The sequence below is a fragment of the Paenibacillus sp. BK033 genome (assembly GCF_004345425.1).
GTDB lineage: Bacteria > Bacillota > Bacilli > Paenibacillales > Paenibacillaceae > Pristimantibacillus.
In genome coordinates, this window is record NZ_SLVP01000001.1 from 150,385 (window position 1) to 174,848 (window position 24,464).

At 52.7% G+C, this 24,464-nt stretch carries 18 protein-coding genes; 13 read left to right on the top strand and 5 right to left on the bottom strand.

Annotated elements, in window-relative coordinates; all coding sequences use genetic code 11:
- Position 1: 1 nt before the first annotated feature.
- The gene (gene mnmL, locus EV294_RS00700) at positions 2-967 is read right to left on the bottom strand and encodes a tRNA modification radical SAM protein MnmL/YtqA (RefSeq protein WP_132303119.1); all 966 of its coding nucleotides are present in this window, start codon (positions 965-967) and stop codon (positions 2-4) included.
- A 304-nt stretch (positions 968-1,271) separates the two neighbouring features.
- On the opposite strand from mnmL, the gene EV294_RS00705 reads away from it, so the two are divergent.
- Together EV294_RS00705 and trmB are read left to right on the top strand one after the other, a co-directional pair.
- Positions 1,272-1,478, top strand: a complete 207-nt coding sequence (locus EV294_RS00705) for a hypothetical protein (protein WP_132303120.1) — start codon at positions 1,272-1,274, stop codon at positions 1,476-1,478.
- A 155-nt stretch (positions 1,479-1,633) separates the two neighbouring features.
- Positions 1,634-2,398, top strand: coding sequence for a tRNA (guanosine(46)-N7)-methyltransferase TrmB (trmB, locus tag EV294_RS00710; RefSeq protein ID WP_132303121.1), 765 nt, complete (start codon positions 1,634-1,636; stop codon positions 2,396-2,398).
- A 125-nt stretch (positions 2,399-2,523) separates the two neighbouring features.
- Here the strand turns inward: trmB and EV294_RS00715 are convergent, their stop codons facing one another.
- Positions 2,524-3,087 (bottom strand): phosphatase PAP2 family protein, encoded by a 564-nt coding sequence (locus EV294_RS00715; protein ID WP_132303122.1) that lies wholly within the window; start codon positions 3,085-3,087, stop codon positions 2,524-2,526.
- A 330-nt stretch (positions 3,088-3,417) separates the two neighbouring features.
- Between EV294_RS00715 and EV294_RS00720 the strand changes: the two genes are divergently transcribed.
- The 5 genes from EV294_RS00720 to rplT all read left to right on the top strand — a co-directional run bounded on the left by EV294_RS00720 (position 3,418) and on the right by rplT (position 7,612).
- Positions 3,418-4,596 (top strand): glycosyltransferase family 4 protein, encoded by a 1,179-nt coding sequence (locus tag EV294_RS00720; protein ID WP_132303123.1) that lies wholly within the window; start codon positions 3,418-3,420, stop codon positions 4,594-4,596.
- Between the two features lie 348 nt (positions 4,597-4,944).
- Positions 4,945-6,183, top strand: a complete 1,239-nt coding sequence (locus tag EV294_RS00725) for a glycosyltransferase family 2 protein (protein WP_132303124.1) — start codon at positions 4,945-4,947, stop codon at positions 6,181-6,183.
- 255 nt (positions 6,184-6,438) lie between these two features.
- Entirely contained in the window at positions 6,439-6,978 is a 540-nt protein-coding gene (gene infC / locus EV294_RS00730) for a translation initiation factor IF-3 (RefSeq protein ID WP_174806518.1), read from the top strand.
- Between the two features lie 20 nt (positions 6,979-6,998).
- Positions 6,999-7,199, top strand: a complete 201-nt coding sequence (gene rpmI / locus EV294_RS00735) for a 50S ribosomal protein L35 (RefSeq protein ID WP_091186665.1) — start codon at positions 6,999-7,001, stop codon at positions 7,197-7,199.
- 53 nt (positions 7,200-7,252) lie between these two features.
- Positions 7,253-7,612, top strand: coding sequence for a 50S ribosomal protein L20 (rplT, locus tag EV294_RS00740; protein ID WP_127490829.1), 360 nt, complete (start codon positions 7,253-7,255; stop codon positions 7,610-7,612).
- Positions 7,613-7,675: 63 nt separating this feature from the next.
- On the opposite strand, the gene EV294_RS00745 is transcribed toward rplT, so the two are convergent.
- Positions 7,676-8,542: a helix-turn-helix transcriptional regulator gene (locus EV294_RS00745; protein ID WP_132303125.1), complete on the bottom strand. Its 867-nt coding sequence runs from the start codon at positions 8,540-8,542 to the stop codon at positions 7,676-7,678.
- A 164-nt stretch (positions 8,543-8,706) separates the two neighbouring features.
- Between EV294_RS00745 and EV294_RS00750 the strand changes: the two genes are divergently transcribed.
- Positions 8,707-11,028 (top strand): glycoside hydrolase family 95 protein, encoded by a 2,322-nt coding sequence (locus EV294_RS00750; protein ID WP_347813044.1) that lies wholly within the window; start codon positions 8,707-8,709, stop codon positions 11,026-11,028.
- Positions 11,029-11,203: 175 nt separating this feature from the next.
- Positions 11,204-14,251 (top strand): CBM35 domain-containing protein, encoded by a 3,048-nt coding sequence (locus EV294_RS00755; protein ID WP_132303127.1) that lies wholly within the window; start codon positions 11,204-11,206, stop codon positions 14,249-14,251.
- A 635-nt stretch (positions 14,252-14,886) separates the two neighbouring features.
- On the opposite strand, the gene EV294_RS00760 is transcribed toward EV294_RS00755, so the two are convergent.
- Positions 14,887-16,629: a sensor histidine kinase gene (locus EV294_RS00760; RefSeq protein WP_132303128.1), complete on the bottom strand. Its 1,743-nt coding sequence runs from the start codon at positions 16,627-16,629 to the stop codon at positions 14,887-14,889.
- Between the two features lie 19 nt (positions 16,630-16,648).
- A complete protein-coding gene (locus EV294_RS00765; protein WP_132303129.1) occupies positions 16,649-18,244 on the bottom strand; it encodes a response regulator transcription factor in 1,596 nt (531 codons plus the stop codon).
- A gap of 215 nt (positions 18,245-18,459) precedes the next feature.
- Here EV294_RS00765 and EV294_RS00770 point away from each other — a divergent pair, with 215 nt between their 5' ends.
- From EV294_RS00770 to EV294_RS00785, 4 genes are all read left to right on the top strand, one after another.
- Positions 18,460-19,443 (top strand): ABC transporter permease, encoded by a 984-nt coding sequence (locus EV294_RS00770; protein ID WP_132303130.1) that lies wholly within the window; start codon positions 18,460-18,462, stop codon positions 19,441-19,443.
- Positions 19,444-19,471: 28 nt separating this feature from the next.
- Entirely contained in the window at positions 19,472-20,359 is an 888-nt protein-coding gene (locus EV294_RS00775; protein ID WP_132303131.1) for a carbohydrate ABC transporter permease, read from the top strand.
- Between the two features lie 116 nt (positions 20,360-20,475).
- A complete protein-coding gene (locus EV294_RS00780; protein ID WP_132303132.1) occupies positions 20,476-22,113 on the top strand; it encodes an ABC transporter substrate-binding protein in 1,638 nt (545 codons plus the stop codon).
- Between the two features lie 111 nt (positions 22,114-22,224).
- Complete coding sequence (locus tag EV294_RS00785) at positions 22,225-24,282, top strand: alpha-galactosidase (RefSeq protein WP_132303133.1); 2,058 nt, start codon at positions 22,225-22,227, stop codon at positions 24,280-24,282.
- The last annotated feature ends 182 nt before the right edge of the window (positions 24,283-24,464 follow it).

Sequence of the window (24,464 nt, forward strand, 5' to 3'; positions counted from 1 at the left end):
TTTACACCGTCCCCCATAGCTTGCCTTGCCATGTACCGCGGCGTTTCAGCTCCGCGTCGATGGCATTCAGCACCACCCATTTTTGCATGCTCCACATCGGCCCGATGAGAAGCTCCTTTGGCGCATCGCCGGTCAGGCGGTGAATGATCATCTCCGGCGGCAGGAATTCCAGCGTGTCTACGATCAGCTTGACGTATTCGTCCAGCTCGAGGAAGCGAAGCAGTCCGGCTTCGTATTGCTTGACCATCGGCGTCTTGCGCATGAGATGGAGCAGATGGATTTTGATGCCCTGCACGTCCATCGCGGCAACCGCTCGGCCCGTCTCCAGCATCATTTCGTGCGACTCCTGCGGCAGACCGTAAATAATATGCGTGCATACGCGGATGCCCCGCTCTCGCAGTCGGCGTACCGCGTCGAGATAGCAGGCCGTATCATGGGCGCGGTTGATGAGCTCCGAGGTGGACTCATGGATCGTCTGCAAGCCCATCTCCACCCACAGGTAGGTGCGCTCGTTCAACTCGGCCAAATATTCGACGATATCGTCAGGCAGGCAGTCCGGCCGCGTCGCAATCGATAACCCGACCACGCCCGGCTGCTGCAAAATCACCTCGTAATGCTCCCGAAGCTCCTCAACGGGAGCATACGTATTGGTATACGCCTGGAAGTAGCCGATATAATTGGCCTCCGGCCATTTCCGATGCTGGCGGTCGCGGATTTTATTGAATTGGATAACGAGATCATCGCGCCGGCTGCCGGCAAAATCGCCGGACCCGCGGGCGCTGCAGAACGTGCAGCCGCCCTTGGCGATCGAGCCGTCCCGGTTCGGGCAGGTAAAGCCCGCATCTAGCGTCACCTTGAAGACTTTGCCGCCAAGCTGCTCGCGCATCTCGTAGTTCCATGTATGAAATCGTTTGTCGCCCCACAGCATCGGCTGCCCGGGCGTCAAGGATAAGGAATGTGCGTTCATGCGGTTCTCCTTTTGTAGGTACGGATAAGAATGGCATTCTCCATTTTATCGGAAAGAAGGGGGAAATGCCATGCCCGCTTGCAGGGGTTGGCCAGGGGCATTTTAAGGATATTCCGAGCCGTAGAACAAGCTGGAAATTATTTTAAAACCGGACCGAAATAGGCTTGCTATACCTTACATGATCTGTTATATTAAAAGTGCGACAAATCAATGAAAAAACCTTACATGCTTAATTCGTAATGATCGTCATAAAACGTCGATAAACTGGAAATGCTGTAGTAAAAAAATCGATGAGGTGATCCCAATGAGTCAACAATCAAGAATTCCGCATGGTGATGAGAAAGTAACGGTTGAATTAACGGTGAAAGAATTGATGGCGCTTACAGGAGTCCGGTTCCACAATAACCATCATATCGAAATTTCCGCGCGCAAGAAGCTGAACGAAATTATCGAGAACACGTACCGCGACATTCAATCCGAAGGTCCGATTGATTACCAATTGCTCGTATAATGATTATGCCAACATCCATACAAACCTAAAGCCTTGGCGATTCAAAAATCGTTAAAGGCTTTTTCTTTTGTCCTCGTCTCAACTGGCATCTTTACAAGGCGACCGAACTTGGGCACAATAAGGACTAGCTTAATTTGTAGGAGGATCTGTACAAGATGCGTTTAAGAGGAAGAAAAGGTATCCGCGAGTCGCTGGAAGCGCAGCCGGAATTAGTCGTATTGGATGCGAAGCCGCTCAAGGGGAAATGGCGCGAGTTTTTCGGCAACGATAAGCCGATCCATGTGGAGCTTGGCATGGGGAAAGGCCGTTTTATAAGCAATATGAGCTTCCGTAACCCAGGCAACAACTATATCGGCGTCGATATGTACGACGAGCTGATCCGCCGGGCAAGCGACAAGGCTCGCAACATTTGGGAGGAAAACGGAGTGGAAGAGCCGCCGAATCTGGCGCTGCTTCGTGCTAATATCGAGCATATCGAAGAAATGTTCGAGCCGGGCGAGATCGAGCGGATTTATCTGAATTTCAGCGATCCATGGCCAAAAAGCAAGCATGCCCGCCGCCGGCTGACGCATCCGCGCTTCCTGCGCAAGTATGCCCAGCTGTTGAATGAACGCGGGGAGATCCATTTCAAGACCGATTCGGAATCTCTGTTCGAGTTCTCCCTTAACAGCTTTGCAGAGGTGGAATTGCAGCTTCGCAATATTTCGCTTAATCTTCATAAAAACGGTCCGCGCGAGGATCTTGTGTTTACCGAATACGAGATGAAGTTTATGGAAAAGGGCCAGCCCATCTACCGCCTGGAAGCGGTAATCGGCGAAGCCGTGCTGCGCGAATACCGCGAAAGCAAGCTGGAGAACGCGCGCCGCGAAGAAGCGGAAGCCGAGCTTGCCGGCGACGACGAAGACGATTCGGCAGAATAACAAAAAGGCTGTTCCCGCCGGGAACAGCCTTTTTACAATTCAAAGTTTTTACAAGTTTTTGCTATAAACATGGCCTGGAATTCTCGGGATTGGAACGCGTTCCGCCAAGCCGTTTGAGCTTGCTTCTAGAATAAAGTAAGAGTCCAGCCGTACTCGACGGTTATGGCCGTCAGCGTGCCGACAAGCGCACCGGCCGCCACGTCGGACGGATAATGCAGCCCGAGATACATGCGCGACCACGCAACCGACAGAGCGAGTACGGCCGCAACGGGCAGGATAATCGGGAACCATACTCCGCCCGCTCCGATAATCGGCACGACATAAGCGAAGATAGCGGTTGTGTGTCCGGAAGGGAAGGAGGAGTCGACGAGCGGGTTTTTACCCGTGTTTACTCCGTTTAACGCCTGATAAGGGCGAAGCCTTTTTAGTTTCCGTTTCACGACATAGACCGGTAGATGACTGATAAATACGGCAGTAAAGCATTGCCAGCCCGTCGTGCTCCAGGGATTAGGAGCAAACATGGCAACGAGGAAAGAGCTGATGAGTGTAAAGGACGCTCCTCCAACATGCGTCACCGTGCTTAAATAAACCCCAAGCAACCGGTGAAGCCTGCTTTGTGATCGGCGTTGATTCGCCCATAGGATCATTTGCAATTCCCGGGTTCGCAACCACCCTATCATTCTTCTCATCCGTTTCCTCCTAAAAGAATTGCGAAGCAATTCTGCTTCGTAAGCATAGACTTAAGAATTGCGAAGCAATTCTGCTTCGTAAGCATAGACTTAAGATTTGCGAAGCAATTCTGCTTCGTAAGCATAGACCTAAGATTTGCGATTCCCACACATTATAATCGATATTTGTCTATTATGGTTCAATAAATCAGCTTGTACAAGTTTTAAGTTTATACGAAGAGGCGGGATTTCGAAAGATTAACCAATCTTTAAAATGAGGTTGATTATTCGCTAACAGACCTCCTGTAGAATGGAACCGATCAAGGTTTCATTCCGAAGGAGGCGTTCTTCATGAGAGTTGCGCTTTTTACCGATACGTTTGAACCTGATGTGAATGGCGTGGCGCGCACGCTTGGCCGCTGGACCGATTATTTGAAGCGGCAGGGTGCCGAAGTGCTTGTGATGGCTCCGGATCCGGCCGCAGGCAAGCAAAGCGGCAAACAATCCGCCTCTGTCGAGCGCTTCGCCAGCCTGCCCTTTTTCCTGTATCCCGAGTGCCGCCTGGCACTTCCCAATCCCATTCATATCCGCAGGGCGCTAAAGGATTTTGCTCCAACGATCATCCACGTAGCTACTCCGTTCAACCTTGGACTTTGCGGCATTCATTATGCCCGCAAGCTCCGGGTTCCCCTGGTTGCGTCCTATCATACCCATTTTGATCAATATTTGCCGTTTTACAATTTGCAATGGATGGCAAAGCTGTTATGGAGATATATGGAATGGTTTCACCATGACTGCCGCTCCATCTACGTGCCTTCCCGTTCCACTTACGAGGATTTGAAGGAGAAGGGCTGGGATGACGGCCGGCTTGAAGTATGGAGCCGCGGCATTGATACGGAAGCCTTTCATCCGTCTGTCAACCGGGAGGAGTGGCTCCTCCGGCACGGAATCGACAGCGATCGATTTGTCGTCCTGTACGTGGGAAGATTAGCTCCCGAAAAAAATGTCGATATCGCCTTAGATGCTTTTGCGGAATTTCGGCAAAATATAAGCGAGGAAGCGGTTTTTGTCATCGCCGGCGACGGGCCTTCGTCCGATGCGCTGAAGGAACGGTGCCGCCGCGAAGGAATCGACGCCCGTTTTATCGGTTTTACGGCGATGCCGGATTTGCAAAAATGGTATGCTTCCGCCGATCTGTTCCTGTTTCCGTCGGCGACGGAAACATTTGGCAACGTTGTGCTGGAGGCGATGTCCTGCGGTACGCCTGTCATCTGCGCCGACAAGGGAGGCGTAACGGATTCCGTTCAGCATGGGGTAACGGGCCTGCTGTGCAATCCGGAGGATCCCCGTTCGTTTACGAATGCGATGGGGCTTTTGTACAGCAATCCGGAGCTTCGCTCCGCGATTGCCGAGCAAGGACGCATCTACAGCCAGAAGCAGTCCTGGAACGCTATTTTCGACAAACTGGCCGCCAGCTTTGAACGGTATTCGATCCCCGTACAGCCACATATTCGTCACAAAGCGGAGTGACGGACCGGGAACATTGTATCAACTCTTTACGTATGTATTGGACGTAAGGGCTAAAAAATTAGGAAATGGATGAAAATAAGGGCGATAGGGCGCAAAAGGAGGTAATGGAACCATCTGACTGCCATGCAAGCGTTTTACTGGCTGGATAACGGATAATGGCGGGAATTAGAGCTTTTGACAAAGATAATCATTGTGTGGAAAATCAAAATGTCCCGAGATTCGTTTACACAAACAAAAAAAACGGACCGGACACAAGAGAGAATTATGATAAAGAGCCTGTCGGCGCCTGATGGCAAGGTGTTCAGAACGGGCAATTAAAAAGGGGTCTCAAGGGGGCAGTACCGAAAAATGTTCAACACGATTATGCTTGTTTTCCAGATCGTATTCGCATTGCTGGGCTTGTACCAACTGTTTTTGACATGTTTTGGCTGGCACCGCAAGAAAGAAGATTTATCCCATCCGCCGCAAAAGACGTTCGCGCTTCTGGTTGCGGCGCATAACGAGGAACAGGTTGTCGGAGCGCTTATCGAAAATCTGCTGAAGCTGAAGTATCCTCGCGAGCTGTTTGACATTTTCGTCATCTGCGACAACTGTACGGACGGCACCGTCGATATTGTGAACAGCTACGACGGCGTTTATGCCTGCGTGCGCAATAACAAGAACCAACGGGGCAAAGGTTATGCCGTGGAATGGATGCTGAAGGAACTGTGGAAGATGCCGAAGAGCTACGACGGCGTTGCGATCTTTGATGCCGACAATCTGGTAGCGACCGATTTCCTGCAGTACATGAACAATGATTTGATTAACGGACACCGCGTTATTCAGGGCTACCTGGATACGAAAAACCCGAACGACTCGTGGATCAGCTCCGCTAACGCGATCAACTACTGGTTCTGCAACCGCCTATGGCAGCTGCCGCGCACGAATCTGGGTCTGGCCAACTTCCTCGGAGGCACGGGCATGTGCTTTGACGCCAAGCTGCTGCAGGAAATGGGCTGGGGCGCAACAAGCCTCGTAGAAGATCTTGAGTTCACGGTCCGCTGTATTCAGCGGGGGATTTATCCGAAGTTTAATTTCGAGGCGAAGGTGTTCGACGAGAAGCCGATTACGTTTCAGGCATCGGCACGTCAACGTCTGCGCTGGATGCAAGGACATTTCGACGTTACGCGCAAGTACATGCTGCCGCTTTTGTGGCAGGGCATTAAAGAACGCAGCATGACGAAGATCGACGCTGCGCTGTACGTATTTAACGCATATAACTATCTGGCCGGCTTCTTCATTGCAGCGATCATCTGGGGAGACATGCTTCTCTTTGGCGGCAACAATGTGGAATCGGTATACAACCTGCTGCCGATCTGGCTGAGCATTCCGTATATGGCTTATGTGTTTATCCAGATTCCTTTGTCGATGTATATGGCCAAGGTGCCGTGGAAGCTTTACTTGCGGATTCCGACGTTCCTGCTCTTCACCGTGTCGTGGTGGCCGATTACGGTTCATGCGTTCTTCACGCAGAACAACAAGAAATGGAGCCATACGCAGCATACTCGCGTTATTCGTCTGGAGGACGTGCAGAGCAAACAGCTGTAAAAACGCATGGCATAATGGGTTGACACATAGAAATCCATTGTGTTATAGTAAGTCGGTAACGTTTTTGACAAAACATATTTGCACAAGCAGAAGCACCCGCTTCTCACCTTTCGGTAACGCCGGCTGGTTTGCGATAACTGATTAGCTTAACGAGTTGCTTCCCCGTGGAGTAACGAGGGCGGCCACAATGAACGGTTATAACAATGCGGGTTCGTGCGAACCCGCATTTTTTATTTTGCAACACCACACATAAACATCCTATCTTGGAGGTGGCACGTTATTAGCAGAGAACATCAAATCAACGATGAGATCCGGGCCAGAGAAGTACGACTTGTAGGCGCGGACGGCGAGCAAATCGGTATCAAATCGATCCGTGACGCTATGCAGATGGCAATTGACCTGAGCTTGGATCTGGTGAATGTAGCACCGACGGCTAAACCGCCGGTTTGCCGGATTATGGACTACGGCAAGTTCCGTTACGAGCAGCAGAAGAAAGAAAAAGAAGCACGCAAGAATCAAAAAATCGTCGACCTGAAGGAAGTTTGGTTCCGTGCCAACATCGACGAGCATGACTATCAAACGAAATACCGCAATGTTGTGAAGTTCTTGGGCGAGGGCGATAAAGTTAAAGCCTCCGTACGCTTCCGCGGACGGGAAATCGCTCATGCTGCCATCGGCCAGAAAATTCTGGACCGTCTGGCGCAAGAGGTTGCCGAAATATGCAGCGTAGAACGTGCACCGAAGCTTGAAGGCCGGAGCATGATTATGATTTTGGCACCAAAAAGCAACAGCTAAATAAAGGGAGGATAATCGACATGCCTAAAATGAAAACACACAGCAGTCTGAAAGACCGCTTCAAAATTACCGGTACTGGTAAAGTGAAACGTTACAAAGCGTTCAGAAACCACTTGCTTTCCCACAAATCCGGTCGTCAAAAACGTGTTCTTGCCGGCCAGCCACTGATGGCAGCAGGCGACGTTCGTCGTATTCAACAAGGTCTCGCTAACCTTAAATAGTAGCAATCGTTCAGATAGCTTAATCAAATTCAACCTACGGGAGGTTTCCACTCATGGCAAGAGTTAAAGGCGGTTTTGTCCGCGCTCGTCGTCGTAAAAGAATTCTTAAACTGGCAAAAGGTTATTTCGGTTCGAAACACCGTCTGTTTAAAACAGCAAAGGAGCAAGTTGGCAAGTCGCTTCTTTACGCATACCGCGACCGTCGTCAAAACAAACGCGAATTCCGCAGACTGTGGATCGTTCGTATCAACGCGGCTGCTCGTCAAAACGGTCTTTCCTACAACAAATTCATGTACGGCCTGAAACTGGCTGGCATCGAAGTAAACCGCAAAATGCTGGCTGACCTGGCTGTTAACGACATCAACTCGTTCAACTCCCTTGCTGGCGTTGCAAAAGCGAAAATCAACGCTTAGTTTTAAGCGTGATATAGAGAAGAGGTTGTCCCTGAGGGGGACAACCTCTTTTTTGCGTTTATGCTAAAGCTCCCGCTCGGAAGAGGGCTGGAGCCGGTAAGCGCGGGGACTGACGCCGTAATAAGCGCTGAAATGGCGGGTGAACGGATGAATCGACGAATAGCCAAGCCGTTCGGCAATCGCGGTTACGGAATAATCCGTTTCGACAAGCAGCTGGGCAGCTTGCTTCATAAGAAGCCTATGGCGGTATACCTGCGGCGTAAACCCGGTCTCCCGCTGAAACAGGGAATGAAAGTAGGAGCGCTTAAGGCCGCACATGGCCGCCCAATCCTCTACTTGGGAGCGGGTCTCGGGATGCTCGTTCAAATGGGCGAGCAGCTTGACGATTCGGAAATCGCTTGGCTGGCGGGTGTGAACTACGTTGTACCAACTGAGCATCCAGGCATAGAGCATGCTGTTCACCAGCTCCGTGCGGTAATGCAGGCTGTTGTCAAACTGCCTGGAGAGCGTAACGAAAGCATCGTACAGCCACGGATAAGGTTGAAGCGAGAAGAAGCTTGGCAGCGAATCCAGCTCCGGGCAATACTCCTCGTCCGAGCTGGGCTCCAGCACAAACGGCTCCGGTGCATGGATGAATATCCGGTTATAAGAGTCGGAAGTCCCTTCCCACATATTGCAATACAGATTATACGAAGATAACGGCTGTCCTTTCCGGATATGGAAGGCATGAGGCTCGCCGGGGCGAAGGAAGATGAGTGTCCCGCGTTCAATCGGATAGAGCTTCCCGTTGACTTCCATTTCCCCGGGACCGTCTACGAACAGATGGAACGCGTATACGTTGCTGACGCGCAGCTTTTCATTCCAGCCTCCCACGTATAGATAACGCATGGAGTCCCCGACATAAGGTTTTATTTCATTTATCGTTTTCATTCGGTTCCCTGCCCTCGAATAAAAATTAGCGGATAAATCGTTAAATAATAGGACTGACGGACAAATACGTTGATTCTGTTCAATGTTACAATAATGCCATGAATTTCGAAAGGGCTTTCACTTTAAGAACGGACAATTAGCTAAAACTTGAGAGGATGAGCAGGATGAAAATGATATATACCGAGCCGGCCGCAGGCTGGAAGCAGGGACTTCCCTTGGGGAACGGACAGCTTGGCGCGGTGCTGCATGGCGGCATCGGCAGCGAAACCTGGAATATGACGGAAATCACCTTCTGGTCTGGCAAGCCGGAGCGGTTCGGCGGATCGCCGGATGCCAAGGAAAAGCTGAAGACGATGCGGGAGGCTTTTTTTAGCGGCGATTATGTACTTGGAGACAAGCTTGCAGCCGAGCAGCTGGAACCGGAGAAAGGCAACTTTGGAACCAATCTGTCCTTATGCGATATTCTGATCGGCTATAAGGATGAGGGCAGTCAGCTGGTGCGCGAGCTGGACCTGGAAAAGGCGGTTGCCGGGGTATCTTACCGAAGCGTTTCCGGAGCGGTTATGCGAAGGGAAACCTTTGCTTCTCACCCGGACGGCGTGCTGGTATCCCGGATTAAAGGGGAGCAGGCAGGCTCGGTATCCCTTGCGCTGCGTATACTGGGCAGAACAACCACGTTTGATGCCCGGCTGGATGGACCGGATAAGCTGGTTTTCCGGACGCAGGCGACGGAGAACATCCATAGCGACGGTACTTGCGGGGTATGGAGCGAAGGCGCTTTAAAAGCTGTGGTTACGGGCGGGCGCGTATTTGGGGAAGCCGGTTCGGTCATGATCGAGCAAGCCGACGAGGTTGTTCTTTATTTTGCGGCAGCAACCGATTACGGCCGAAGCGATGATGCGTGGAAGGCGGAAAGCTCGGAGCGTATAGAAGCGGCGGAGGCAAAAGGCTTCGAGCGGCTGCTGCGGGATCATATTGCGGATTATCAGTCCTTGTATGGCCGCGTAGACCTTGATCTTGGCGGGTCCAAGTCGTATGATTTGCTTCCCACAGACGAGCGCATCCGCAAGCTCAGAGCCGGCGAGTCGGCGGATAACGGACTAATCGCATTATTTTATCAATATGGACGGTATTTGACGATTGCCGGTACGCGGGCGGATTCCCGTCTGCCGCTTCATCTGCAGGGACTATGGAATGACGGCGAGGCTAACGCCATGGCCTGGAGCTGCGATTACCATCTGGACGTCAATACGGAGATGAATTATTATCCGACAGAGATCAGCAATCTGGCGGAATGCCATATTCCGCTTATGAATTATATCGAGCAGCTTTCTTATGCGGGGCGAGCGGCCGCGGAAGATTTCTACGGCTGCGAAGGCTGGGTGGCGCATGTGTTCTCGAACGCTTGGGGATTCGCCTCGCCCGGCTGGGGACGCTCATGGGGACTGAACGTAACAGGGGGGCTCTGGATTGCAACCCATTTGAAGGAGCATTACGAATATAGCCGTGACCGCGGTTTTTTGACTCGTCAGGCTTACCCGGTCATGAAGGAAGCGGCTCTGTTCTTCCTGGATTATATGACTGTTCATCCGAAATACGGCTGGCTGGTGACCGGCCCGTCGACCTCGCCGGAGAACAGCTTCTATCCGGGACCGGCGGAGCAGGGCGAGCAGCAGCTTTCCATGGGCTCCACGATGGATCAGATGCTGGTCCGCGATTTGTTCGGCTTTGTGCTGGAATCGGCGGAGCTGCTCGCGGTTGACGAAGAGCTGCAAGAGAGGCTGAAGGAAGCGATGGAGCTGCTGCCTCCGCTGCAAATCGGCAGACGCGGACAGCTGCAGGAATGGCTGGAGGATTACGAGGAGGCGCAGCCGCAGCACCGGCATTTCTCCCATATGTACGGCGTTTATCCGGGGAACCAGATTACGCCGGAAAAGACGCCCGAGCTTGGCCAGGCTATGCGGCAAACGCTGCTCGGACGGATGCTGGTCGATGAGCTGGAGGATATCGAATTTACGGCGGCCTTGTTTGCCCTCGGCTTCTCCAGGCTCCATGACGGCAATCAGGCGGTGAAGCATATCCGGCATTTGATTGGGGAGCTTTGCTTCGATAATTTGTTGTCCTACTCCAAGCCGGGCGTGGCCGGCGCGGAGACGAATATTTTTGTCATTGACGGCAATTTCGGCGGAACGGCGGCCATTGCGGACATGCTGCTTCAAAGCCATGCGGGCTCCATTCATCTGCTGCCTGCTTTGCCGGCGGATTGGGCAAGCGGCTCGTACCGGGGACTTCGGGCAAAAGGCAACGCGGAAGCGGCGGCCAGCTGGGAGAACGGGCTGTTGAAGGGTGCGGTTATTACGGCATACTCGGATCTGGAGACTGCCCTGAAATGCGGAGGCAGCCAGATTCATTTGCGGCTGGAAGCGGGCAAGCGTTACGAGCTTGACGGCCAATTGAGGCTGCTTAAGGTTGAAACCATAAAATAGCTTTCCGTAAAAACCGCCAAAGGAAGGGGCAGAGGATGCTTCCTCTTCAAACTTTGGCGGTTTGTCGTATGGTTCGTTAAATATTGGGATTGTTCGAGCCCTGTCTCTATTTTACATTGAAAAGGCAAACTGAAAGCGCTTCACCACATTTCATGCGAACAGGAGGCTTGATGTAATGAAGAAAAAATTTGGGGCATGGTCCGGCAAAGGATGGTTTTTGCTGCTGGCAGCGGTCCTGGTCCTTCAATTGGCGGTAGGTACCTCCGGTCGGGAGGTTGAGGCGGCAAGCGCGGAGGTAACCGCCGCTGCCGATACAGCAGCTGCCGGCAGCTATTCCTTTGAGGCTGAATCCGCCGTTAACACGCTTTCGGGCAAAGCGGAGATCAAAGGATGCGCGGACGCAACCGGCTGCTCGGGCAGCCAAATCGTGGGAGGGCTGTGGGGCGGCTCGTCGCTCACCTTTAACGAAGTAACGGTGGATACAGCCGGCGTATATACGATGACGGTCCATTATATTTCGGGCGATCCGAGATCGGTTGGAGTCAGCGTCAACGGCGGCGCGATTGATCATTACGATTTGCCGAAAACCGCCGACTGGAACACGCTTGGCGTCTATGAACTAGAGCTGGAGCTGAAGGCGGGAAGCAACACGATCCGTCTGGACGATGAAGGCGGTTATTCCCCGGATATCGACCGAATCGAGCTTCGCTTGTCGGAGGGCGGCTCCGGCGAGCCGGGTACGGGTACGGCTTACGAGGCGGAAGCGGCGGGGAACGTTCTGACAGGCAATGCTTCCGTCAGCGGCTGCAGCGCGGCGACCGGCTGCTCAGGCGGGAAGAAGGTTGGCAACCTGTGGGGCGGCTCCACCCTGCAATTCCGTGACGTAATGGCGGAGAAAGCCGGCGTGTATACGCTTAGCGTCTCTTACATATCGGGAGACCCGCGTCCGGTATCGATCGCCGTTAATGACGGCCCTTCGGATAACTACGCTTTTCCGAAAACCGAGAACTGGGACACGCTTGGCGTATTCAAGCTGGAGGCCCAGCTGAAGGCGGGAGCCAATACGATCACGTTTAACGATGACGGCGGCTGGTCGCCGGATATCGACAAGATCGAGATTGCCTCTACGGAAGGTCCGGGCGAGGATCCGGGTCCGGTAGACAACATCGGCCAGATTGGCAAAGCCATTGACTCGAAGAAATACGGCTCGATTAAAGTGACGGCTTACGAAAAGGGAGCGATCTTTGCCTCCGGCAGCTACAGCATCACTTACAACACGGAGTCGGGTCTTTCGGCGTACGCCTGGAACGGCAAGACGCTTGTAAAAGGCGCTTACGCGAGCGCTCAGCTGGAAGATCAGCTGCTGGACAGCCGTAAATACAGCGAGCATAGCTTCAAGCTTGGCAGCGTGGAGAAAATCAAAGACGGACATGGCAAAGGCGTCCGCATTACGGTTGAAAACTACAGCGAAGGTCTGCCGGTGATGAAACAGATTTACCAGCTGTACGAGGATCAGTCCTACTTCCTTGTCTCCCAGCAGGTAACGGGCAGCTCCACAATCAGCTCGAACGATATGGCGCCGCTTGCCGTGAATGCCAGCGGCGGCGTGGATCTGGGAAGTAATGGCGACAACCGTGTCCTGATCACGCCTTATGACAACGATTCTTGGTCCCGTTATCAGGCGCGTACGATCAACACGGCTCTGAACAACAATAACTATATCAGCTCCGAAATGACTGCAATCTATGACAATACGAGCCGTGCCGGACTTGTTATCGGTTCGGTAACGCATGACGTATGGAAAACCGGTATTTTCTGGAGCGGCTCGAATGACAAGCTCAACAAATTGAAGGTGTACGGCGGCTTCACTTCGCTTGCATCGACTCATGACAGCATCGGTCATGGCAAAGTATCCGGCAGAACGATCACATCGCCGCAAATTGCGGTTGGTTACTACGCGGATTACCGCGATGGACTGGAGAACTACGGGGAAGCCAACGCGGCGGTAGCGCCGCCGCTCAAGTTCGAGAAGGGCGTACCTTCCGGCGTGCCGGTCGGCTGGAACAGCTGGGGCGCTTACGAAAGCTCGCTCAGCTATGACAAAGTCGTAGAGGTGTCGAACTTCTTCAAGGATAATCTGCAAAAGTCGTTTACGAATAAAGGCACGGTCTATATCAATATGGATTCCTATTGGGATAACCTGTCCGAGCAGCAGCTTCGCGACGCGGTGAAGGTCATTAAGAAAAACGGGCAAAAAGCCGGTATCTATTATGGACCGTTCGTATACTGGGGCGACAACATGTCGCAGCCGGTAGAAGGAACAAACGGCAAATACACGTACGGCGATATCGTGCTCCGCGATGCGAACGGCAACATTCTGCCGAAGGTGGACGGCGCGTATGCGATTGACCCGACGCATCCGGGCTCGAAGCAGCGTGTCGAGTATATTTTCAACAAGTTCCTGGATTACGGCTTTGAATACATCAAGATCGACTTCCTGTCCCATGGCTCCTTCGAGGGCAAGCATTATGATCCTAACGTGCAGACCGGCATTCAGGCTTATAATCAGGGTATGGCTCATATCGACAAGACGCTGGGCGGCAAAATGTTCATCAGCGCGTCCATCGCGCCAATGTTCCCTAGCCAATACGCTCACGCAAGACGGATTTCGTGCGATGTCGACGGCTCGCTCGGCCGTACGGAATACCAGCTCAACAATCTGACTTACGGCTGGTGGCAGAACGGCACGATCTATTCTTACACCGATCCGGACTACATGACGCTAGCAAAAGGCGGCTCGTTTAACGCAGCCCAGACGCGCGTTAATGCCGCGGCTATTTCCGGCACCGTCTATATGAACTCCGACGACGTCAGCAATGCGGAGACGCAAAAGCTGATGAAATCGCTGCTCACGAACAAAAACGTCAACGATATCGCCCTGCTTGGCGAAGCATTCCGTCCGGTTGAAGGCAACACGGGCAATGCCGCAGCGGATATCTTTGTCCTTCGGGACAACAAGGATTACTACCTTGCCGTGTTTAACTACACGAATGACGCGGTAACCAAAACCGTCGATCTGAAGCGTGCTTTTGGCATCTCGGCAACAACAAAAGTTGAGCTCACGGACGCTTGGACCAACTCCAAAGCCGAAGCGAAGGACACTCTTCAGGTGCAGCTCGACGGCGCTCAATCCAAGCTGTACAAAGTAATTATCAAGAAATAAGCTAAAAAGGCTGTGCCGGGTGAGTACCGGTACAGCCTTTTGTTATGATGGCGTCTTTTGTTTCCGCCCCTTCACGCGATGCGCCCATGCACCGACCTTACTAGTGCTAGGTTGGATTTCGTCCACTAGAATGATACCCCAATGCACGAATTTAACACGTACGTTGGATTCTATCCTGCGTAAAAGTCCAAAAGCGGACTTAGACGGCCGAAAATGGCTAATTCCGTTGGATGAACTCCAATGAAGGTTAGCTCCGGAGCTCTAATGCATGCAAAACGTTGGACTATATCCAACGTAGCTACCTCCGATGGATTTATCTAAAAAAGTAGACGCGGATGCTCTTGCCAATGCGGGCGAGATGTTAGTCTTTAACAGCAAACGGCTGTGCCGGGTAACCCCGCACAGCCGTTTAAATGCATCACCCCAAAGTGGTGACGTTCTTTTTCTGGGTTTTAAGAACTTAACCTCTAGGTTAAGTGCAGGCGGAGCAATTAAATGATTCTGGAGAAGTGAAACGGTCGCTTTTGCTCTGGGGATTCCAATCCTATTGGAATTGTTCCAAGGAATCCCCGAGCAATGGCGATCGGAAGAACATTTAATTGCGCAGCATACCCTTTAACCTAATCATCAAGTTCTTACTTCCCAGGAATCCGAATCGTCACCGACGTCCCGATTCCAAGGCGACTAAATATCGACACCCCATACGAGTCGCCAAACAGCAGCTTAATCCGGTTATCGACGTTGCGGACGCCGTAGCCCGACAACGTATCCTCGCTTTGCGGCAGATCGCCGCTAGGCATCTTCATGCCCATGCCGTCATCGATAACCTTCAGGATGATGTCTTGTCCCTCGCGGTAAGCCCTGATGATGATATTGATGCCGCACTCATGATCCCAGATCGCATGATTGATGCAATTTTCCACGAAGGGCTGAAGGGTCAGCTTAAGAATCATGCAAGGCAAGACGGATTCCTCGATATCGTAGTGAACACGGAGCAGATTGGCGAACCGAACCTGCTGGATCGATACGTAATAACGGGTCAGCTGAATCTCCTCGTGGATGGACAGCGTGTTTTTTCCTTTGTTTAGAGAGATTCGGTAAAACTTGGCCAAATCGGTTACCATCTTGTTCATTCGCGGATCGTCGTTGCGAATGGCAAGCGAGGAGATCGAAGCAAGCGAATTGTACAGGAAATGCGGATTGATCTGGGCTTGCAGCACGTTAAGCTCCGCCTCCCGCTTGTCGATTTCCTTCATGTAGACGTCGGAGATGAGCGAGCTTAGACGCTGGCTCATTTTTCGCAGCGCATTGCCGATTTGACCGATCTCGTCCCGTCCAAGCGGCCGGATGTCGATAAGCTCGAAGTCCTCCCGTTCGATACGGCGGATCATGCCAACAAGCTTCTCCATCCGCTTGGTGAACAGCCGCGCGGTGACGTAGATCAGGATAGCCATTAGGCCAAGGCTGACCAGCGCGTAAGTCAGTATTCTTTTTGCCGTCAGATGAGCTTTGGACAAAAAGCTGCTGTAGGGAATAAGCGAAACGCTCTTCCAGCCGTATTTGGTCGTGTTGTAGACGACCAGCACCTTCTCCCCTTTATAAGTGCTGTCGAACCGTCCGCTATTCTCCGACGGGAACGGTTCAGGCAGGTCGATGGGCAGGTTCAGAAGGCTTTTGTCCTTGGCGGACATCACGATGCCTTCTTCATTAATAATGAGCACCGTCTTATCGCTTGCTTCCTTCTCCATCAGCCGGAAAATATCGGATTCCAGAATATTGATGGTTAATACGCCGTACGGATTGTTCATGCTGCTGATGTTGAGCAGCCGCGTCAGCGTGAACATCGGAGGCTTATCAGGCTCCGGAGGGGAAGTGACGAACCTTACGTCCCCAAAGCTGCCGCTAAGCGATTTGTAAGCAAGCGAGCTCCGGAATCTCTGGTCCATGGACTTGATGTACATGCCGTCCGTGGGAAGCGTCTCATTGTTAATATAGATGCTCATCGATTCGATGTCCGGATTCGTCGTCAGCATGTTGACGAACGAATTGTTGATGTATTTGTAAGCGTCAACGAACAGCGACGGATCCTTTGAATAATCGTTGGTCAGATAGGCGCGCATATTGGAGTCCAGATACAGCGTTGCGGACAGCTTCGTGTACGTGTCCAGCTTGTTCTCCAGGTTGGAATTGATTTGCGCGACCGTAGAGTTCGTATTGGCGATCATCTGCGAAGAAAGCTCGCTGCGAATCGTCTCGTACGAATATTGAACGAAAAAAAGCAGGGGGAGAATGCCCCCAAGCAAAAACATGACGAACAGCTTCTCGCGAAGCCGCCAATTATAAAACGGATTAATCAGCCATCCGGCCAGCTTCCTCATGATTTAAGACCACTCCAGCCTAAAGTTGCAATTTGCGGTATTCGTTGGGCGTGCTGCCTTTGTGCTTTTGGAATACCGAGCAGAAATAAGAGACATTCTCGTAGCTGACCCGGTGGGCGATGTCGCGTACCTTCAGCGACCGGTCCTTCAGCAGCTCCGCCGCATGATTCATGCGGATTCGGGTCAAGTAATCCAGGATCGTCTCGCCCGTCTTCTCTTTAAAGATGGTCCGCACGTAATTCGGGGACAAATAGACCTCCTTGGCGATATCCTCCACCGTAAGGGGCAGATGATAACGCTCGGCAATCAGCTTCATAATCTGTTCCGCAACCGACTGATGGCGGTCAAGGTCGCGCTCGGCTGCGGCTTTCAGCAGCTCTCTGCAAAAACGGAGCGCGTAAGCGTGATAATGGGCGATTGACGGGAGCGACGACAGCTCCTTCCAATGATCGGCGAGCAGCTGATCGCGAAGCGGCCCTACCATTAGAGAAGCGAAATGCTGCTCCAGTGCGGACAGCAGCTGAATAACCGCCCGGACGGCATAGTTCCGCTCGATTCGTTCCTGACGCATGCCGGAGAACCAGTCGTCCAGCAATTGGCCTGCGCGTTCGCTATCGCCGGCTTGCACGGCCGCAATAAGCGAAGCCGAGGTCGCTTCGACCGAGATATCGGTCTGCTTCACGTTTTCGTCGGTGCCGCTGCTGCGGATCACGGAGCCGGCCTGCCGGTACAGCTTCTCTTCATTGCAGCGCTGCGACTCCTCGAATGCTTCTTTTAACAGATGAAATCCTCTGTAAGGACCCGACAGGCCGATGGTCGCAAACGCCTCACCCTCCGAAGTTGCGGCCAGCAGCTCTTCCCGAAGCAGCTCCCAATAAGCCGTCTCCCACTGCTGGGGTTTTCCTTGAAAGAGGACAAACAGCGTGCTTGGTCCGGTCTCCAGTACAATGGCGGCATCCAACCTCCGCCTTAGCAAAGCGCGGGCCGCTTCCGCCGCATCCGCGGTCAGAATGGATGAAGAGGATGGCTGCGCCGGTTCTCCGTCTAATCCGCCGGACGGAAACGCGGGAGGCTCGACCGTCATGTAAGCGGCTCCAAAAGCCTGGTGCGCCACAAAGCCGGAAGCTCCGTTCTCCCATTGCCGGATCCATTCCATCCGGCGTTCCGGGGAAGGCTCGCGGACGATGCGCAGCAGCAGCCGCTCCAGCTGCCAGCCGCCTCCCTCGCTCGCCAGCTGCTCCTCTTCGAACTTCTTTTTCACCTTTGCCAAGAGCAGAAGCAGCTCCTCCATATCGATCGGCTTCAGCAAATAGCCGGCTGCTTCGATATTAAGAGCGGACTTGATGTATTGGAATTCGTTATGTCCGCTTAGATAGATGATTTTTACGCTTTTGTCGATTTGCTTCGCGCGCCTTCCGAATTCCAGCCCGTCCATAATGGGCATGCGCACATCCGTTACGATGATATCCGGTTTCAGCTCGGTTAGCTTCGCCAGCGCTTCTTTCCCGTTGCGTGCTGTCCCAACGACCTGAATGCCGGCCTGCTCCCAAGGAACGTAATGCTCCATGGTCTCCAGCTCAATCGCTTCATCGTCAACCAGAAGTACTGTATACATGTCGGCACCGCCTTTTTTCAATAGAAATAAAACCTCATGATGTACGATGATTCTAGTTTAACGGGTATGCCGTTATTCAACAATGGAGCTGGCGGAAGTGTGTGGGTTTCGAGCATGAATCGGTAGATCTTAATATAGAACGGCCGATTAGCCCGGCTATAATTAAGTCCATAAAGCGATGCAAACGGAAACTATATTCGCGGGAGGGCAACACGATGAACATGCAAACGAAAGCGCATCCACAAAGCAACGGAGCGCTTGCCGTCAAGAGAAACAAAGGCGGGCTGCTGGCGAGGCTCAAGGAACAGCGGCTGCTTTACGTACTGATGCTGCCCGCCATTATCCTGACTCTGATGTTCTCCTATGTGCCGATGTTCGGGTTGTATATGGCCTTCATTAATTATCAACCGGGCGGGGGAACGTTCTTCAAGCAATTTTTCACGACAGAGTTTGTAGGCTGGCAATGGTTTGATTACTTCTTCACCAACGGCGATTTCGTACGGATTATGCGCAACACGCTGGCGCAAAGCTTCCTGTCGCTGCTGTTCGGATTCCCGATGCCGATCATTCTGGCGCTTATGATCAATGAGCTGCGAAACGGCTGGTTCAAACGGACGTTCCAGACCGTCTCCTACATGCCGCATTTTATTTCCTGGGTTATCGCGGCGAACATTATTATTACGATGCTCTCGTCTGGCGGGGTCGTCAACAACATCCTGACCGGGCTTCATATCGTAAACGAGCCTATCCAATTTATGCAGAAGGGCCATCTGTTCTGGTGGATTATCGCCTTCGGGAATGCCTGGAAGGACATGGGCTTTAACGCCATTATGTATCTGGCCGCAATATCGGCGATTAACCCCGAACTGTATGAGGTGGCGAAGGTCGACGGCGCAAGCCGGCTGAAGCAAATGCTTCATATAACCTTGCCTTCCATTCGCCCGACGATTATCATTCTCGCGATTCTCGCGATTGGCGGTATTTTGAACGCCGGCTTTGACCAGCAATACCTGCTCCAGAACAATACGGTAATGGAATACTCGGAAGTTATTGATACCTACACTTACAAGTACGGTCTGCAAAACGGGATGTTCTCTTACGGGGCAGCCGTCGGATTGTTCAAATCGCTTGTGGCTTTCGTCCTTGTCATCAGCGTGAATCAGATGGCCAAAAGAATGGAACAGCAGTCGCTGTTCTAGAACAATAACGCAAAGAGGAGAACACGCTATGGTGAAAGACAAAAAAGATTTTCTGTTTATGGCTGCCGTTTACGCCTTTATCGTTGCGATATTCGTTATCACGTTTTATCCTTTCTGGAATATTTTCATTATTTCGTTAAACAGTGCGGAGGATACTCTACGAGGCCATTTGTACCTGTGGCCGAGAGAGTTCAGTCTCAAGAGTTACGAGCAGATACTCGGCGACAGCGAGATCTGGACAGCCATTCGGGTTACGCTGCTCCGGACCGTTATCGGCACGCCGCTCGCGGTTCTCACGATCAGCATGCTGGCCTTTGCGCTCAGCAAGAAGGAGCTTGTTGCGAACCGCTTCTGGACGCTATACTTCGTCTTTACGATGTATTTCGGCGGCGGACTGATTCCGTACTACATGGTACTCAAAAGCTATCATCTGATCGACAACTTTATGGTGTTTATCGTGCCGGGCTTAATGAACGTGTTCTATATGATCATCGTCCGGACGTTTATGCAGGGGCTGCCGCAGGAGCTGGATGAGTCGGCAAAGATGGACGGAGCGAATTATCTCCAGATTTTCTTCCGCATCATTTTGCCGCTTACAACGCCGGTTCTCGCAACGATTGGTTTGTTCACGGCGATCAGCCATTGGAATTCCTGGTTTGACTCGTACGTGTTTACGTACAAACCGGATTTGAAGACGCTGCAGGCCGTGCTAGTCAAAATCCTCAACCAGTATCAGACGGGTTCCATGGTTGGAGACGCGCAGGCGATGGCGAATTCGGCGAAACGCATGCAGGTATCGCCGGACACGATCCGGATGGCGGCAACCATGGTTGCAACGCTTCCTATTATCATGGTGTATCCGTTCCTGCAAAAATATTTTGTTAAAGGCATGACCCTAGGCGCGGTTAAAAGCTAATCCGCCCGGCTTAGCCGGATCAGATTACATGCGAGGAGGTGTGTCACGGCCGGGGATGCCCTGGCAGCTTGCCAATGCTATTATAAGTCCAAGATCAATCATAGGGGGATTACAGTATGAACTCGAAAAAATGGATGCTGTCTTTGCTTACGGCCGTTATGTCGGTTTCCTTGATTTCCGCTTGTTCTTCGAATTCATCGGAAAAACCAAGCAATAGCTCGAACACGGGATCCGCGAATACCGGCACCAATGACAGCGCGACAAAGGATCCAAGCACGGACCCGATTACGATTACCTTCTTTGATAAAAATACAGGCGACAAGTTTGACAATGCGATCGCCAAAGAGATTACGAAGCGTACCGGCGTAACGATTGAGATTCAGCAGCCGACGGGCAACCCGACGGAAAAGCTGAACCTGATGCTGGCGAGCGACGATTTGCCCGACATGATCATGTTCGACCGCTCCAGCGACCTGGTAGCGAAATATACGGAAGCGGGCTCGATTATCCCGCTGGACGATCTGATTGAGAAATACGGTCCGGATGTCAAAGAAATGTACGGCGACGTACTGAACAAAACGCGCTACAAAGACGGCAAGAACTACTACCTGTCCAACTGGTACGGTCTTGAGCATGAGCCGGTGTTTGGCTTCAACATGCGCAAGGACATCGTGAAGGAGCTTGCTCCGGATAAAGCGGATGGGGGCGTGCCGTTTACGCAAAGCGAGTTCAAACAGCTTCTGACCGACTTCAAAGCGAAATATCCGCAAATCGACGGCAAGGATACCATCGCTCTGACGATGGACGGCGAGAACTGGGGCGGAACGCTTGGCACGTTCAAAGGGATGTTCGGCCTGATGCCTTATTACGAGCATGACGGCAAGCTGCAATACGACGTGAAGGATCCGAAGTACAAGGATATGATTCTGTACATGAACGATCTGTACCGTTCCGGTCTTATGGATAAGGAATGGGCGATCAACAAACGTCAAGTGTGGGAGCAAAAAATCGCGACGGGCACGATTTTCTCCTCGACAGGCGCTTATTGGGATCTTGGCAACTCCAACACCATCCTCAAAAAGGATAAAGGCGAAGACTCGCAGCTGTTCGCGTACAAAGTGGTCGCAGACGGCGTAGATCCTTCGAAAACGACTTACGGCGGCCGCAGCTCGCTTGGCTGGGATGCGATTGCGATCACGAAGAAGAACAAAAATCCGGAACGCACGATGCAATTCATTAACTTCCTCGCAAGCGAAGAAGGCCAATACCTGCTCATGTGGGGGATCGAAGGCGTGCATTGGGATATGAAGGACGGCAAGCACGTACCGCGTCCGGAAACGCTGCAAGCGTTCAAAGACGACTGGGCTGCTTACACGAAAGAAACGGGTATCCGCAAGTGGACTTGGTTCATCAAGAACGGCCCGGGCAAAGACGGCACGCCTTATGACCTTCCAGGTCGTTACGAGCGCGCTCCGGTTGACCAAATGGCAATCAAGAATCTTTCCGACAGCGTATTCGATACCGCGATTTATGACGGCATAAGCCCGCAAGGCGGCACGCCGGAGGCTCTGTCCGAGCAAAAAATCAGCGATATCACGAAGCAGGCGATCACGAAAGCGATTATGGCGCCTACGGCGGAAGAAGCAAGCACGATTTTCGACAAAATGCTGTCGGATATGAAAGCTGCCGGCGACGAAAAAGTCGAGGCGGTATACACAACGAATTACGAAGCCCGCAAACAACTGTGGAATTAATTGGGATCATGTCATTTAATAGACAGTAGAAGGAAAGGCCAGCTGTGCTGGCCTTTTTCCTTCCATAGTCATTAGTAGGTTATAACTCTTTGGAAGAATGGGAGCGAGAAAATGATGACGACGGAGATGGGGCAATTCAAGCTGGAGCAGGCTTCGGGAACGTTTGCGGCGGATAACGGGCTGCTGAAGGTTACGGCAAATACGGAAGACGGCACGCTTGCGCTTGCCTGGAAGAGCGGCCAGACGATGACGGGCTTTTACGCGGAAGCGCGTGTTGGCGGTGCCGTTGTCCGTTCTTCCTGGTACGCTGGACATGCGGTTCAGGAAAGCTCGGTGCAAGAGGTGGAGGATGGCTTTGGCAAAGGGATTCGATTCAGCTTTGAGCATACCCAGCCGGGCAGGCCGTCGTTAAAGCAGCATATCCGACTGTATCAGGGATTGCCTTACGCTTTGATAGAGCTTGAGGCGTCAGACTCGCAGGAATGGGAAACCAATGAGTTGACGCCTCTTGCCTCCTATCTGAACGACAACGGCGTACTCGATTTCGGCGACGGTTCAAAGGAAGAGATCCGCTCGCTGTTTATTCCGTTCGATAACGACAAATGGGTGCGATTTGGCTCGCACGCCAATCCGTCCAGCGTACGCAGCTATGAGGTGACGGCCGTCTACCGCGCCGAATCGCGCCGCGGCTTCGTTATCGGCTCGGTTACCCATGATACATGGAAAACGGCCATTGACGTGGAAGGAACCTTCTCGGAGGCCATCGGGCGCCTGCGGGTAATCTCCGGCGTCGCGGATCTGCAGACCCGCGATACGGTTCCGCATGGCTCGCTCCGCGGCACCTCCATTGTCTCGCCGACGATACTTGTAGGCGCTTACGAGGATTACCGCGAAGGCATGGAAGCCTACGGAAAGGCCAATGCGGTCATTCAACCCGCGCTTTCCTGGAGCGGGGGCGTTCCGATGGGCTGGAACAGCTGGTCGGCCGTTATGACGAAGCTGGACTACGACGTATATACGCATACTTCCGATTTCTTCGCGAAGGAGCTGCAGCAAAACGGGTTCGCCGATCAGGAAGGCAGCCTGTACGTCAACTTCGACGCCTTCTCGGATAATCTGAAGGAGGGCGAGCTTGAGGATGCGGTGCGCCGAGTGAAGGCTAACGGCCAGAAGCCGGGAACGTACTACACGCCGTTTGCGTTCTGGGGCAGCAACCCCGATACGCCCGTGGAAGGGACAAACGGTAAGGTTCTGTACCGGGAAATTTTGCTGAAGGACGAAGCTGGCAATCCGCTGCCGAAGCTGGACGGGGCCTTCCCGATTGATCCTTCGCATCCTGAAGCGATCGCGCGCATAATGCGCAAGCTTAATCAAATTGCGGCTGCCGGCTTTGAATATTTGAAAATGGACTTCTTGGCGCATGGCGCAATGGAAGGCATCCATCACGATCCTTCCATCCGAACGGGCATCCAGGCGTACAATTACGGCATGGCGGCTATTGCGGAAGCGTTAAGCCCGGAGAAGCTTGGCCGGCCGTTCCTGATCAACCTGTCCATCGCTCCGCTATTCCCGCATGGTTACGCGCATAGCAGACGCGTATCCTGCGATGCCTTCGGCCTGATCGGCGATACGGAATATATGCTTAACGCGCTGACGTACGGCTGGTGGATCAGCGACAATCTGTACCGCTTTAACGATCCTGACCATATCGTCCTGTTCAAGAGCGATAATCAGCGGGCGACGACGGAGCATGAAGGCCGCAGCCGCCTGAACTCCGGCGTGATTTCCGGTACTTCTCTGCTGCTTGGCGATGATTACCGGATGGAGGGAGCGGCAGAACGCGCGAAAGCCTGGATGACCAACCGGGAAGTTATGGCGCTGGCAAGGCGCGGCGAGTCCTTCCGTCCCGCCGAGGGCCGAAGCGGCATGGGAGGCGAGGATCTGTTCTCGCTAGCCGGCAATGGCGGTACATGGGTGGCCGTCTTCAATTTTGACGGGGAGAACGGGAAGTCGAAGGCAATCGACCTGTCCCGCGTCGGCATCGACGGCGCGAAGGGCTTGACGGTCCGCGATCTGTGGAGCGGGGAGTCGTGCAGCCTGAAGCCGGGCGCCTGCGAGCATGTGGTTGAGCTTGAGCCAGCAGAGTCGAAGCTGCTGTTCTATATTTAATAGAAGAAGCGGTGCAGGAGATATCCTGCACCGCTTTATTTCGCGCTAATCCGTATCTCAGCTCTATCACAGCCTCTCTCCCGGAAAATAGAACCCCCCGACTACAGCGGCGAGTGCTGAAATCGGGGGGTTCTTCATCCCTGGATGATATCTATTCCTGAATTATAGATGAAATAGGTTTG

Bases quoted from the DNA above. Each gene is read 5' to 3' on its own strand.
- mnmL (WP_132303119.1), bottom strand. From the start codon at position 967: ATGAACGCACATTCCTTATCCTTGACGCCCGGGCAGCCGATGCTGTGG.
- EV294_RS00705 (WP_132303120.1), top strand. From the start codon at position 1,272: ATGAGTCAACAATCAAGAATTCCGCATGGTGATGAGAAAGTAACGGTT.
- trmB (WP_132303121.1), top strand. From the start codon at position 1,634: ATGCGTTTAAGAGGAAGAAAAGGTATCCGCGAGTCGCTGGAAGCGCAG.
- EV294_RS00715 (WP_132303122.1), bottom strand. From the start codon at position 3,087: ATGAGAAGAATGATAGGGTGGTTGCGAACCCGGGAATTGCAAATGATC.
- EV294_RS00720 (WP_132303123.1), top strand. From the start codon at position 3,418: ATGAGAGTTGCGCTTTTTACCGATACGTTTGAACCTGATGTGAATGGC.
- EV294_RS00725 (WP_132303124.1), top strand. From the start codon at position 4,945: ATGTTCAACACGATTATGCTTGTTTTCCAGATCGTATTCGCATTGCTG.
- rpmI (WP_091186665.1), top strand. From the start codon at position 6,999: ATGCCTAAAATGAAAACACACAGCAGTCTGAAAGACCGCTTCAAAATT.
- rplT (WP_127490829.1), top strand. From the start codon at position 7,253: ATGGCAAGAGTTAAAGGCGGTTTTGTCCGCGCTCGTCGTCGTAAAAGA.
- EV294_RS00745 (WP_132303125.1), bottom strand. From the start codon at position 8,542: ATGAAAACGATAAATGAAATAAAACCTTATGTCGGGGACTCCATGCGT.
- EV294_RS00750 (WP_347813044.1), top strand. From the start codon at position 8,707: ATGAAAATGATATATACCGAGCCGGCCGCAGGCTGGAAGCAGGGACTT.
- EV294_RS00755 (WP_132303127.1), top strand. From the start codon at position 11,204: ATGAAGAAAAAATTTGGGGCATGGTCCGGCAAAGGATGGTTTTTGCTG.
- EV294_RS00760 (WP_132303128.1), bottom strand. From the start codon at position 16,629: ATGAGGAAGCTGGCCGGATGGCTGATTAATCCGTTTTATAATTGGCGG.
- EV294_RS00765 (WP_132303129.1), bottom strand. From the start codon at position 18,244: ATGTATACAGTACTTCTGGTTGACGATGAAGCGATTGAGCTGGAGACC.
- EV294_RS00770 (WP_132303130.1), top strand. From the start codon at position 18,460: ATGAACATGCAAACGAAAGCGCATCCACAAAGCAACGGAGCGCTTGCC.
- EV294_RS00775 (WP_132303131.1), top strand. From the start codon at position 19,472: ATGGTGAAAGACAAAAAAGATTTTCTGTTTATGGCTGCCGTTTACGCC.
- EV294_RS00780 (WP_132303132.1), top strand. From the start codon at position 20,476: ATGAACTCGAAAAAATGGATGCTGTCTTTGCTTACGGCCGTTATGTCG.
- EV294_RS00785 (WP_132303133.1), top strand. From the start codon at position 22,225: ATGATGACGACGGAGATGGGGCAATTCAAGCTGGAGCAGGCTTCGGGA.